This is a genomic window from Bacillus sp. ISL-18, assembly GCF_018613415.1.
GTDB lineage: Bacteria > Bacillota > Bacilli > Bacillales > Cytobacillaceae > Neobacillus.
Map to the genome: position 1 here is coordinate 907,554 of NZ_JAGGQG010000002.1, position 12,410 is coordinate 919,963.

At 35.8% G+C, this 12,410-nt stretch carries 12 protein-coding genes; 11 read left to right on the plus strand and 1 reads right to left on the minus strand.

What is annotated here, in order from left to right:
* The first annotated feature begins 50 nt into the window (after positions 1-50).
* Both J7E81_RS04465 and J7E81_RS04470 read left to right on the plus strand, forming a co-directional pair.
* Positions 51-785 carry an urease accessory protein UreH domain-containing protein gene (locus J7E81_RS04465; protein WP_215040910.1) on the plus strand — a complete coding sequence of 245 codons (735 nt, stop codon included), beginning with the start codon at positions 51-53 and terminating at the stop codon, positions 783-785.
* 432 nt (positions 786-1,217) lie between these two features.
* Positions 1,218-1,361: a FeoB-associated Cys-rich membrane protein gene (locus J7E81_RS04470; RefSeq protein WP_215040911.1), complete on the plus strand. Its 144-nt coding sequence runs from the start codon at positions 1,218-1,220 to the stop codon at positions 1,359-1,361.
* Between the two features lie 212 nt (positions 1,362-1,573).
* On the opposite strand, the gene J7E81_RS04475 is transcribed toward J7E81_RS04470, so the two are convergent.
* Positions 1,574-2,326 carry a CPBP family intramembrane glutamic endopeptidase gene (locus J7E81_RS04475; protein ID WP_215040912.1) on the minus strand — a complete coding sequence of 251 codons (753 nt, stop codon included), beginning with the start codon at positions 2,324-2,326 and terminating at the stop codon, positions 1,574-1,576.
* Between the two features lie 733 nt (positions 2,327-3,059).
* Here J7E81_RS04475 and J7E81_RS04480 point away from each other — a divergent pair.
* The 9 genes from J7E81_RS04480 to J7E81_RS04515 all read left to right on the plus strand — a co-directional run bounded on the left by J7E81_RS04480 (position 3,060) and on the right by J7E81_RS04515 (position 12,364).
* The gene (locus tag J7E81_RS04480; protein WP_215040913.1) at positions 3,060-3,482 is read left to right on the plus strand and encodes a hypothetical protein; all 423 of its coding nucleotides are present in this window, start codon (positions 3,060-3,062) and stop codon (positions 3,480-3,482) included.
* A complete protein-coding gene (locus J7E81_RS04485; RefSeq protein WP_215040914.1) occupies positions 3,454-4,839 on the plus strand; it encodes a 4Fe-4S binding protein in 1,386 nt (461 codons plus the stop codon). Before J7E81_RS04480 ends, J7E81_RS04485 begins: the two co-directional genes overlap by 29 nt.
* 454 nt (positions 4,840-5,293) lie before the next feature.
* Positions 5,294-5,647, plus strand: coding sequence for a metal-sensitive transcriptional regulator (locus J7E81_RS04490; RefSeq protein ID WP_251028417.1), 354 nt, complete (start codon positions 5,294-5,296; stop codon positions 5,645-5,647).
* A gap of 25 nt (positions 5,648-5,672) precedes the next feature.
* Positions 5,673-5,879 (plus strand): copper chaperone CopZ, encoded by a 207-nt coding sequence (gene copZ, locus J7E81_RS04495; RefSeq protein ID WP_215040915.1) that lies wholly within the window; start codon positions 5,673-5,675, stop codon positions 5,877-5,879.
* An 84-nt stretch (positions 5,880-5,963) separates the two neighbouring features.
* Entirely contained in the window at positions 5,964-8,378 is a 2,415-nt protein-coding gene (locus tag J7E81_RS04500) for a heavy metal translocating P-type ATPase (RefSeq protein WP_215040916.1), read from the plus strand.
* Positions 8,379-8,799: 421 nt separating this feature from the next.
* Entirely contained in the window at positions 8,800-9,297 is a 498-nt protein-coding gene (locus J7E81_RS04505; RefSeq protein ID WP_215040917.1) for a DUF6803 family protein, read from the plus strand.
* A gap of 222 nt (positions 9,298-9,519) precedes the next feature.
* Complete coding sequence (locus J7E81_RS04510) at positions 9,520-10,908, plus strand: aminotransferase-like domain-containing protein (RefSeq protein WP_215040918.1); 1,389 nt, start codon at positions 9,520-9,522, stop codon at positions 10,906-10,908.
* A 215-nt stretch (positions 10,909-11,123) separates the two neighbouring features.
* Positions 11,124-11,381 (plus strand): hypothetical protein, encoded by a 258-nt coding sequence (locus J7E81_RS30825; RefSeq protein ID WP_285291993.1) that lies wholly within the window; start codon positions 11,124-11,126, stop codon positions 11,379-11,381.
* Positions 11,382-11,389: 8 nt separating this feature from the next.
* Complete coding sequence (locus J7E81_RS04515) at positions 11,390-12,364, plus strand: MalY/PatB family protein (protein ID WP_308162147.1); 975 nt, start codon at positions 11,390-11,392, stop codon at positions 12,362-12,364.
* Positions 12,365-12,410 lie beyond the last annotated feature (46 nt).

Consider the following 12,410-nt stretch of genomic DNA (forward strand, 5'->3'; position numbering starts at 1 on the left):
AATTTTTTATGATAACCTTAAGATATTAAAATAGTCTGTTAGGTGATTATATGTACAGTTTATTAAGTCAAATTAGTTCCATATTAAGTAAACCATTTTTTAGTATGGCCAATAGTTTGGAATCTTGGCACATTGTCTTTGCTCTAATTTTGGGACTAGTAGGAGCACTTGCACCTTGTCAGCTTACAGGGAATATTAGTGCCGTTACACTTTATGGCAATCGTTCCATTCAAAAGAAAATAGCTTGGAAGGATGTTACTTATTTCATACTGGGTAAAATAGCAGCCTTTTCGTTATTAGGTGTATTGGTTTGGTTACTAGGTAAAGGTTTTGAACAAAATTTGCCTTTATTTTTTCCATGGCTCAGGAGGATGATGGGCCCTTTATTAATTTTCGTTGGTTTGTTTATGCTGGGATTCACTAAAATAAGGGGAACCTTTAATTTATTAAAACTATCTAAAGATTATAAGAATGAAAATCCATTTGCTTCTTTTATGCTGGGATTTAGTTTTTCACTCGCATTCTGTCCTACAATGTTTATCCTATTTTTCGTTACATTGATGCCAGTTGTACTATCTAGCACTTATGGGTTTATTCTTCCCCCAATTTTTGCAGTTGGAACAGGTATTCCCTTATTAATCGTTATTTTAATTATTTGGTATCTTGGTGGAAGTGGTGTCGTATTGAAAAAAGGAAGAAAGTTTGGAATGGTTATTCAAAAGATTGCTGGAGCTCTAATGTTAATATTAGGTATCTTTGATACAATCACATATTGGTCTCTATAAAAAGAGGCAAACCAAAAACAACGGTATTTAATCGTTGTTTTTGTTTGTAAGTGTATAAACAGTCAAACATATAAGGAAGATCTTCTATCGGAATGCCTACCCTCTAATCCATTACAAAAAGGCAATACAATTCAGATAATTGCAGTTTCACTTGTCTAGTAAGAACATAGAGGTAATCCTTTTCAAGATAATGTAATTCCTGGGTCTCAGCTTTGGTTCCATATACTAATCTACAGTTCTGTAAATTGTAATAAATTCTTGTCACTTTCTGCAAACTTATTTACTAAACTCAAAGCAGATAAAGGTACTGTATGATGGAAAGAAAGGCAGCAATAAAAAGAGAGAATCAGACACAAAGCTTTTTTAGGAAGTTATGCAATACACTGAGTGTTAGTAAGGAATCTAAAGATTTAGTGAAAGGTGGAGCGAAAAATGATTAATTGGATTATAGGAATTGTTATTTTTGTAATTGCAGGAAGGATGTTATATAAATTTATTCAAAAATCCAAACAAGGGAAATGCCCTTCATGCTCTTCTGATTGTTCTTGTAGCGGTGATAATTGTCAATGTCATTAGGATTTAGGAAATCGTAAAAAATCGTTTCCTTTGGGAAACGTTTTTTTATTGTATCTTCTAATTCTACTAAAGCCCGGTTACTTTACGTAGAATCCTTCACAATCTTTTCTAAACCTTGTAAACTCCAATAACATAGATGTGTTGTCTATATTGATTACTCCTACAAGAAAAAGTGAGGGGGGGTTGTTTATTACAAACGATACTAAAACCTTTTAAATAGAAATGGTATTACTACTAAAAAATATTTTTATATTTTTCCCACGTAGAATCAAATACACAAGATAGAATGTAGTGATAATTATGGTAAGAATAATTATTTGTATGTGTGTGTATCCAACCATTGATATGTTTGCAACGAAATTATACAAAATATGAGTAATGATACAGATAGAAAGATTTCCGCTTGCTAAAATTACTATCATAAACATAAAGCCTACAACAAATGCATTAGCTATTTGAAGGATTGTATCCCCACCAGATTGGGCAACTGCCACCATACTGATGATGTGCCCTATTGCAAAGGTAAAGCTAATGAAAGCAACTACTAAATAATGGTTCCACTTCTTTTCCAGTGCTTTGAACATGAGACCGCGAAAGATGATTTCCTCCATAAACCCCACACCAGTGTACATAAGGGCCATAAAAGTAATATCTGATACAGATAACGATGTGTTAATCCCGTAAATTAAATTTAAAAAGGGTAAAATGAGCAAAGGTACATAATATAACATGATAGATGACTTTTCCGTAGGTTTTGATAAAATCCCTATATCCTCAGAAATATGGGTAATTTTTAAATAAATAAAGCAAACAACTGCTAATATCAAATTAGGAATGGCAGTTACCAAATTAAATTCAATATTTATTGAACTGGCTATATTGTCTGTAATGGTGTTAAGGACAAGATAAATTCCTAACCAAACAAGTGAATGTAAAACTGCATTTCTTTCATAAAGTTTTTTCAAGATATTTTCCTCCTTTAAACGTCCTTTGTTACAAATTCTTATGCCAAGTTTTTCAAATGGCTGAATTAATAAGGCGATCTAAGGTGGATTTAAATCTGTAAACTACTATGTTACCTTAATTTTACATCTAAACAACTATGATATTAATTAGAAAAATTACAAATTCGTGAAGGAATCCATTTTTAATCAATTACTGGATTTTAAAATGAATTATCTGCAGCCCCCATTTTAAGCCCCTTAATCATATCATCCAAAAGTTGTCTTATTTTTTTGCAGCTTGTCCAACCATCCATTTCGGCATCATAAACATTCAGGGTGACCAAGTCAATCTCTTTCTTTTCAAAATAAGTTAGAGTCAATTTTCCAAAGTTGGCCTTAACGCATTTATAACCATGAGGGCTATATATAGTCCTAAAAGATCAGGCATTAGTTTCATCATCGACAAATTAAATTGCCTTCAAATCCTCCCCGCCTTAACAAATTTTTTACCGTTATATATAGAGGGAATTTTAAAGAAACTTTGCAGATTTCATAGTTTTTCTATATTCCTAAAAAATTCACCTGTAAAAATTAGGATAATAAAACTTTATTTTAATTTTGTGTCAAATTGGGTTTTTTTTTCAGATGACATATTTATACAAAAAAACTCAAAGTTTCTGCACACTTATCTATTAAAGTGTAAGTTGTTAAGCAATTATCGTATATACACATACTTTGGAATGAGGTGAAGACATTGAAGGGAAAATGGTTGTTAATGTTTATCCTTGTGGTTGTATTTACAGGGGGAAGAATAGCTTTGGCAGATGGAGATCATGGAAAGGCTCCATCCATATCTAACCTAAATGGCCAATCGGAACATAATATGGAAGGTATGGACATGAGCGGGGGAAGCAACACTGAAAGTACCAGTAGTGACCATAAAGCGAGTGATGGTCATGATATGGAAGGAATGACTGAAGGGGAAGATATGGAAGGTATGAATATGGAGGGCAGTGGAGGTCACAGTCATGAACCTGTCAAAGAAGAACCAGCAAACCTTAAGGTATTAGGAACTTTTGGTGCGGTTAATCTTTCCTTTATCGTAATCGGCGTTTTGAATAAATGGTTTAGAAGAAAGGATGGGTCCAATGGCAATTCCAACAGACAAGGTATCTAAAGAGATAAAACAAATGGAAGAAAAGAAGCCTTATAATCTATTAACAATACCTATGGTTAAGAAATTCATACAGAGTAAATGGTATCCTGGGAGTTTTCAATGGATTGTCCTCGCTGTTTTCTCTGTAATTGTTTATGAATTGGTGGCAGGAACAGTGGATCCAACCCGAAATGTGGGAACATCATTAACATGGGTGTTATGGTGGCCTTTAATCCCAATTTTTTTCTTAGTTATCGGTAGATTTTGGTGTACGATTTGCCCATTTGGTAAAGTAAGTGATATTGTTCGGAAAACGATCGGGAGTAATCGTCCAATGCCAAAGTTCTTAAGAAAGTACGGATTATGGATGATTGATTTATTCTTTATCGCCATTACCTATAGTGATCATATTTGGGGTATTGTTGAATCACCGAGAGGATCTGGTTATTTACTTCTTTTACTAGTAACAATGGTTGTCGGAACCTCTATTTTTTACGAAAGAAGAACATTCTGTAAAACCCTATGTTTTCTAGGAGGACTTTCTGGTAACTATTCTCGTTCTGGATCGTTAGAACTTCGCGGGACAGCTGAAATTTGTAAGACTTGTAAAACGCAATCTTGCTTTAAAGGAAGTGAAAAAGCGGAAGGTTGCCCAATGTTTCAATTTGTTAGAACAATGGATACGGCAGCTGACTGTAACTTATGTGGAAACTGTGTGAAAAGTTGCCCAAATAACTCGATTTGTATATCACCACGGGTACCTACATCTGAACTATGGGGAATTAAAAAACCAATGTTGGAGCATACATTCCTCGCGGCAGTTATTATGGGGATTGTGTTTGTTCAAAATATCACAATGGTAAACATCTGGCAGGATATTTTAAATGCGATTGGGTCTGTAACCGGAACAGATAATTATAATATAAACTTTACTGTAGCTTTCATTATTGCTATGGCGATTCCAGTGGGGCTCTTATACGGAACGGCAAAAATGGCAACTTTAACTGGCGGATCGGAAGAAAAAGTAAAGAAAAACTTTATCAGATTTGGTTATGCCATTATTCCATTGGATTTAGCGGGGCATCTAGCTCACAACTTATTCCATATTATTACTGAAGGTAAAGCGATTTGGTACAACTCAGCTGCGTTATTTGGTATGAATGTAACCAGGGGTGACCTTGCATTTGCACCAGCATCATCCGTTCAACTATTACAATATATTATTATCGTAATAGGAATGATTGGCTCCATTTATACTGCCTACCGTATTGGTAATAAGGGTTCATTTAAAACATTAGCTCCATACTATGTACTAATGGTATTACTTGCAGTAGCAAACATTTATTTGTTCTCGCTTCCAATGATGCATAGGGTTTAAACGAACATAAAGTATCTGTATTTAGAAATTAAAAAATGCTATAAATTGCAGTATCTTTTATGAATATAAAAGAGCCAAAATACGCAAGTATTGTCTAAAAACTTGCATATTTTTAGGCTCTTTATTTTTATAGCTTATTGTGGGTAGCTGCCCATTAGTATAAGTGAAATCCTTCACGTCTTTTTTCCTTGTTATTTTTATTGATAGAATATTATTGATATTGGAAACAGCACCCATACTTTAAGCACTCATTATTAGATGTTACTTTATATTTTATAACTAGGCTCCTTGTTCATTACTTAGCTGAAAGTTCACTTTCTATAACCCACTTATGATTTTTTACGGGATAGATGGACAAATTGTGAAGGCGGAGATAAAAAGAAAAAATTTTTAAGAATGCCTATTTACATAGGGTAGGGGGGTATGGTAAGTTTAAATTAAAGGAGGGAGGGTAATGAATAATTACGATCCTAATAACCTGAATCAAATTAATGAGCACGGTGTTTCCTGTGATTCCATAACATCAGAGAGAAAAAGTCATCATTCAGATAAAACGAAACAAAATCTTGTATCAAGATTAAATCGTATCGAAGGACAGATTCGGGGTATTAAAGGTCTAATCGAAAAAGATACTTATTGTGATGATGTCATTACGCAACTTGCAGCAACTCAAGCAGCATTAAATAGTGTTGCGAAAGTTCTTTTGGAAGGCCATATGAAAAGTTGTGTGGTGGAGAGAATTCAAGAGGGCGACTTTGAGGTTGTAGATGAATTGTTAACGACCATTCAAAGACTTATAAAAAAATAATGGAGATAAGAGAGGGAGTATTAAAATGGAAAAAGTAACGTTAAATGTTCAAGGAATGTCTTGTGGTCATTGTGTAAAAGCGGTAGAGGGAAGTGTTGGTGCTCTAAAGGGGATCAGTTCCGTTAAAGTTGATTTAAAAGATGCTAAAGTGGATGTTGAGTTTAATAATCAAGAGGTTTCACTTGATCAAATTAAAGAAACAATTGAAGATCAAGGCTATGATGTGAAATAAAGTGATTGAAAAGACGTGCTAGTGATAGCACGTTCTTTTCGAAGAAAAATATACCTATATGGGGTATAAGGAGTTGACTTTAAAATGAGTCAAAAGGTGAAAGAAACAAATTTACAAATATCAGGTATGACCTGTGCCGCATGTGCGGTGAGAATCGAAAAAGGTCTTAAAAGATTAGAAGGCGTGGAAGAAGCAAATGTAAATCTTGCTTTAGAGCGTTCCAATGTGAAATATAATCCTGACAAGATAAATATTGAAGACATTGAAAAAAAAATTAAAGATCTTGGTTATGATGTTGTTAATGAAAAAACGGAGTTTGACATAACTGGTATGACTTGTGCAGCATGTGCTACACGGATAGAAAAGGGTTTAACCAAATTAAATGGTGTCTTAAAAGCAAATGTCAATTTGGCACTCGAAAAAGCGACTGTAGAGTACAACAGTGCGGTCCTAAACCAAAGTGAAATTATTAAAAAGGTAGAAACCCTTGGGTATGGCGCTCAAATAAAGGAAGATGCAAAAGAAACTAGTGATCATCGACAAAAGGAAATTGAAAGACAAACAAGGAAGTTTATCTTTTCTGCCATCCTTTCCTTCCCACTTTTATGGGCAATGGTGGGTCACTTTTCATTCACTTCGTTTATTTGGGTTCCAAAAATGTTTATGAATCCATGGGTCCAATTAGCTTTAGCTACCCCAGTACAATTTTTTATTGGTAAACAATTTTATGTTGGAGCTTATAAAGCATTAAAAAATAAAAGCGCCAATATGGATGTTCTAGTGGCTTTAGGTACTTCGGCAGCTTATTTTTATAGTTTATATTTATCATTGATGTCGATCGGAGGTATGAACCATTCCGTAGACCTTTATTATGAGACTAGTTCGATTCTTATTACGCTGATTATTCTTGGAAAGCTTTTTGAAGCAAGAGCTAAAGGAAGATCATCAGAAGCGATTAAAAAACTGATGGGCCTACAGGCAAAGACAGCCATTGTTGAGAGAGAGGGAGTAGAACAAGAAATCCCCATTGAAGAAGTAATCGCTGGTGACATTGTTCGTATTAAACCCGGTGATAAAATACCGGTAGACGGCAAAGTTTTGGAAGGTCATTCTGCGATTGATGAATCAATGCTTACAGGAGAGAGTGTTCCGGTTGATAAGACCATTGGTGACGAGGTAATCGGAGCTACAATCAACAAAAATGGATTTTTATTAATTGAGGCAACAAAAGTTGGCAGAGATACGGCTTTAGCCCAGATTATAAAAGTAGTAGAGGAAGCGCAGGGCTCCAAGGCACCAATCCAACGTCTTGCTGATAAGATTTCTGGTGTGTTTGTTCCTATTGTGGTTGCACTAGCAATATTAGCTTTTATCGTTTGGTATGTATGGGTGGCTCCTGGCGATTTTGCAGAAGCACTAGAAAAATTGATTGCCGTTTTAGTTATCGCTTGTCCTTGTGCATTGGGTTTAGCAACGCCAACATCCATAATGGCCGGTTCTGGTCGTGCAGCGGAATCTGGCATTCTGTTTAAGGGGGGGGAGCATTTGGAAATGACCCATAAAATTTCTACTGTTGTATTAGATAAAACGGGTACTGTTACAAACGGAACACCTGTTTTAACAGATGTAATAACCGTCCAAACTCTCAAAGAAGATGAATTCCTCTCATTAGTCGGTTCTGCCGAAAAACAATCGGAACATCCATTAGCACAAGCCATAGTTCAAGGAATCAAGGAAAAAGAGATTCCTTTGAAGGATGTAACGGAGTTCGAAGCAATCCCTGGATTTGGTATTAAGGCAACTGTCGATGGCAAAGAACTATTAGTTGGTACGAGGAAATTAATGAGTAAATACAATGTAACTGCAGAAGAGGCTTATGGTCAAATGGACGAGTTAGAAAAGGTTGGTAAAACAGCCATGCTGGTTGCAATTAATAATCAATATGCTGGTATGGTTGCCGTAGCGGATACCATTAAAGAAACGTCCAAATCAGCGATAAGCCGCCTTAAAAACGTGGGAATCGAAGTAATCATGATTACGGGGGATAATAAGCAGACTGCACGAGCTATAGCTGCACAAGTTGGTATTGATCATGTTATTGCTGAAGTTCTTCCTGAAGGAAAAGCCAATGAAATAAAGAATTTGCAGGCGGCAGGGAAGAAGGTTGCAATGGTTGGTGATGGAATCAACGATGCGCCCGCCCTTGCGATTGCCGATATCGGAATGGCTATTGGAACTGGTACTGATGTTGCAATGGAAGCGGCTGATATTACCCTTATCCGCGGGGATTTAAATAGTATTGCCGATGCCATCTTCATGAGTAAGAAAACGATTCGTAATATAAAGCAGAATTTATTCTGGGCTCTTGCCTATAATACGCTTGGTATTCCTGTCGCTGCTATCGGATTACTTGCACCATGGCTTGCAGGTGCAGCCATGGCGTTCAGCTCAGTATCGGTGGTTCTCAATGCGTTACGTTTACAAAAAGTAAAATTGTAAAGATGAGCTGTAGGAGATTATGATCTTTAGAAAAAATCATCCCTCCTACAGTTCATTTTCTACTGTATTTTGAACATCGTTTTTAAAGATTCTGGCTAATTATTTTGGTATCCTTTAGTGCGTTAATACTTTATTATCAAATTATAGGCGGATATTAACAAAAATTTGAGGATATTAACAAAATTCAATTTGATATTAACAAAATCTCATAAGATATTAACAAATTTCAGGATATATTAACAAATCCCCCAACTAGTCCATCTCAAATAGAAAGTACTTAAATCTAAAAAGCCGTAATCCCATGGGATTACGGCTTTTTGTCTTTTTCGACATTTTACACATTTTCTTCAAAGTTTCTGCTAAGTTTCTGCATACTTTTTTCTTATATTAAGAGTATCAGATAAATAAAGGAGAGTTAATCATGAACATGACGCATTACATGGGGTTACTCGCAGACAATCAGCCTTGGAATTTATTAATTTTTATGGCAGTTCCGGTTATTTGTGCTGAAATATTGGCGATTACAGAAATTGCTATCTTATTCACAAGAAAATTAGATGGTGCCTTGAGAAAACTAAATAAATTTACCGGTATTTTTGCAGGAGTTTATTTTACTGGTATATTTATTTACTTAATGAAGACAGCCTACATCCCTCTTACTGTTAACGGAGACTGGAAAGGCTGGATTGATGTAGTAGCTGTTACTTTCTATCTGCTTGGTATTATCCCATTCCTCGGTATGGCACTGCTTGATCTAGGTCTTATCTATAGAAATAAAACAGAAGAAGAGAGACTTAAAATTCATGCAATCTTTGTTAGTATTTTCTTGGTCGTAGCCCATATTGCCATGATTTTCGGAATGATTGATCCTGCTTTAGGATCCAGTTCAGCTGGTGGACATGATATGATGAATATGTAAGATTTATAGGAGGCTATTTAGTAGCCCACTTGTAGTATTTTAAGATGAATCATTCAGTGCAGTTTAGTAGTAAAGAAGGGCGAAAATCCTTAAAGGTAGATATAAAAAAGGATAAAGGCTGTGTCTCTATTTAGAGATGCAGTTTTTATTTTCCTAAGATACAAATTATAATTGTGTTATAAACCACACAATCATATAATTGTACGAGAAAGGATGAGTATCATGCCGATTAATTCTTTTGAAAACTATCCGATGAGCTGGAAGCCATCCATTGATAGAACCAAAAAGCCAATTTATAAAATACTCGCAGAACAATTAAAAGAGGACATATTAAACGGGGTTTTAATACCGGGGACAAAACTGCCCCCACAGCGAGAATTGGCCGATTATTTAGATTTAAATTTGAGTACCATTTCAAAAGCTTTTAAAGTCTGTGAGTTAAAGGGTTTGTTAAGTTCATCAGTTGGAAGTGGCACCTTTGTATCATATGATGCGTTATCGAATGCGTATTTACTTGAAGAAACAAAGCCAAAGCATTTAATAGAGATGGGAGCAACACTACCAGATAATGCTTCTTACGAACCACTCTTGAACCAACTGAAAGGTATGCTGCAAGAGCCAAATTATGAAAAATGGTTTGGTTATGGTCGAGCAGGCGAAAGTCTTTGGCAAAAGGATGCCGCTATAAAGCTTATCCGAAAAGGCGGGTTTGAAACAACAGTCGATCACATTTTATTTGCAAATGGGGGTCAAAATGCGATTGCTGCCACACTGGCAAGTCTTTGTCACCCTGGAGATTGCATTGGTGCTGATCCTCATACTTACGCGGGCTTAAAAACTGTTGCAGCGATGCTTAGTTTGAAAATAGTGCCGATAAAATCAGAGAACAATGAAATGAGTCCGGATGCCTTTGAATATGCGTGTAAAAATGAGAATATTAGAGGGATATACTTAATACCAGATTATCATAATCCGACAACTCGCTGTATGTCAGTAGAGAATAGAAAAGCCATTGCAACCATTGCCAAAAAGTATAATAAGTTCATTATTGAAGACGCGACATATCATCTCCACAAAGAAAAAACAATTCCAGCCATTGCATCATTTGCACCAGAACAGGTCATCCATATTGCAAGTTTATCTAAATCAATAGCACCGGGGTTAAGACTAGCCTATGTGGCGGTGCCGAACCAGTATAAGCAGTTAATTTCAAAGGCACTTTATAATTTGAATATCTCAGTTTCCCCTCTATTAGCAGAACTGGCTGCACGTACGATTGTATCGAATCAGTTTGAAGTCTTAATTGAGGAGCATCGGAAACAAACCATTCGTATAAACCAAGTCGTAAATCGATATTTGGCAGACTATGCGTGTTTAGGTGCTGAAACAGGCATATTTCGATGGTTGCAATTACCAGGTAGAATTACAGGTGCTGAATTTGAAACGTTAGCCGCACAGCAGGGGGTACAAGTGTATGCTGCTGAACGGTTTGTAGTTGGAAATAGTAGTCCAGAGCGGGCTGTAAGGATTGCTGTCTGTGCACCAGAAATGCTTGAAGAGCTTGAGCAAGGATTGCTGATCCTTAAACGTTTATTAAATAATCTCACCTAATAGTAGTCGCCATACAACACGATGATTGTTTGCCACACAAAATAATATTGTTCGCCATACAATCATTATGTTGTGTGGCTTTTTTGTGCCTGTTATGATGATTACAGATAGAGGAATCCCAATAAAACATATTTTTTCGAATATTCCAATAACTAGAAAGGAACATTTAACCGGTTAAGTAGACTTAACAAAAATTTAGAAGGCGTGATGAGCTTATGTATAATTTTGACGAAATTATTGACAGAAGAAATACAAATGCAATGAGTACAGATGGTTTCCGTGGATATATTTTCGGTGACAACGATGGTTCGATGACGTTTCCTTACAAAGATGAGGAGTTTATCAGAATGTGGGTGGCAGATATGGATTTTGCAACACCAGAGGTAATCATCGATGGAATAAAAGAAAGATTAGATATAAAATATTTGGTTATACCCGAATACTCTCTGATTCTTATTATAAAGCTTTTGTAGATTGGTGTATTAGAAGATATGGATGGAGCTTTGAAAGAAAACACTTAGTAATGTCTAATGGAATTATACCTGCTTTATTTGAACTGGTTGAGTATGTCTGCAAGCCAGATGAAAAGGTGATTTTTTTAACTCCCTCATATGCCTATTTTAAATATGCAGCAGATTATAATCACCGTGAGGCTATATGCTCCGATTTAGTTAATGATCAAGGTCGCTATCGTATTGACTTTGGGGATTTTGAACGAAAAGCAGCCGATGAAAAAACGACTCTCTTTATTTTATGTAATCCACATAATCCTACAGGGCGGGTTTGGACTGAAGAAGAGCTTAGAAGATTGGGCGATATATGTGTCAAAAACGATTTATGGGTTATTTCAGATGAGATTCATTGTGATCTTCTAAGGAGAGATAAAAAACACATTCCATTAGCAAAAGTATTTCCTGAGTATGAAAAATTGATCACCTGTATGGCTCCGAGTAAGACATTTAACACAGCGGGACTGATGCTTTCGAATGTTATTATTCCAGATGAAAGATTAAGAGAAATCTGGCTTTCAAGACATTACAATTTTGATAATCCTTTAAGTGTTGCCGGTGCGCAAGCTGCTTATGAAAAGGGAGAACCTTGGTTAGAAGAACTTAGAATTTATCTGGATGATAATTTTACTTTTACTAAAAATTATCTATCAGAAAATTTACCAAAAGCAGTTTTTGAAATTTCGGAAGCAACGTACCTTGCATGGGTAAATGTAAGTGCTTACTTCGATAAGAATGAGAACCTTCCTATGTTTTTTGCCTATAAGGCTGGTGTTCTATTAGAAGGGGGGAATATGTTTGTACAGAATTCAGACTGCTACATTAGGTTAAATCTGGCCTGCCCGAAATCTGTATTGGCTGAAGGCCTGAAACGAATCTGTGATGCAATCAATGCCAAGAATGAAGAAATTCCAGAATCCGAAACGAATGTGAAAATGGAGGTTTGAGAACTGTAACATGGTTGATCGGTCTTCCTCTATGGTGGTGAACAGC

What these genes read in the sequence shown, in the direction of transcription:
- J7E81_RS04465 (WP_215040910.1), top strand. Translation starts at nt 51, where the DNA reads ATGTACAGTTTATTAAGTCAAATTAGTTCCATATTAAGTAAACCATTT.
- J7E81_RS04470 (WP_215040911.1), top strand. Translation starts at nt 1,218, where the DNA reads ATGATTAATTGGATTATAGGAATTGTTATTTTTGTAATTGCAGGAAGG.
- J7E81_RS04485 (WP_215040914.1), top strand. Translation starts at nt 3,454, where the DNA reads ATGGCAATTCCAACAGACAAGGTATCTAAAGAGATAAAACAAATGGAA.
- J7E81_RS04490 (WP_251028417.1), top strand. Translation starts at nt 5,294, where the DNA reads ATGAATAATTACGATCCTAATAACCTGAATCAAATTAATGAGCACGGT.
- copZ (WP_215040915.1), top strand. Translation starts at nt 5,673, where the DNA reads ATGGAAAAAGTAACGTTAAATGTTCAAGGAATGTCTTGTGGTCATTGT.
- J7E81_RS04500 (WP_215040916.1), top strand. Translation starts at nt 5,964, where the DNA reads ATGAGTCAAAAGGTGAAAGAAACAAATTTACAAATATCAGGTATGACC.
- J7E81_RS04505 (WP_215040917.1), top strand. Translation starts at nt 8,800, where the DNA reads ATGAACATGACGCATTACATGGGGTTACTCGCAGACAATCAGCCTTGG.
- J7E81_RS04510 (WP_215040918.1), top strand. Translation starts at nt 9,520, where the DNA reads ATGCCGATTAATTCTTTTGAAAACTATCCGATGAGCTGGAAGCCATCC.
- J7E81_RS30825 (WP_285291993.1), top strand. Translation starts at nt 11,124, where the DNA reads ATGTATAATTTTGACGAAATTATTGACAGAAGAAATACAAATGCAATG.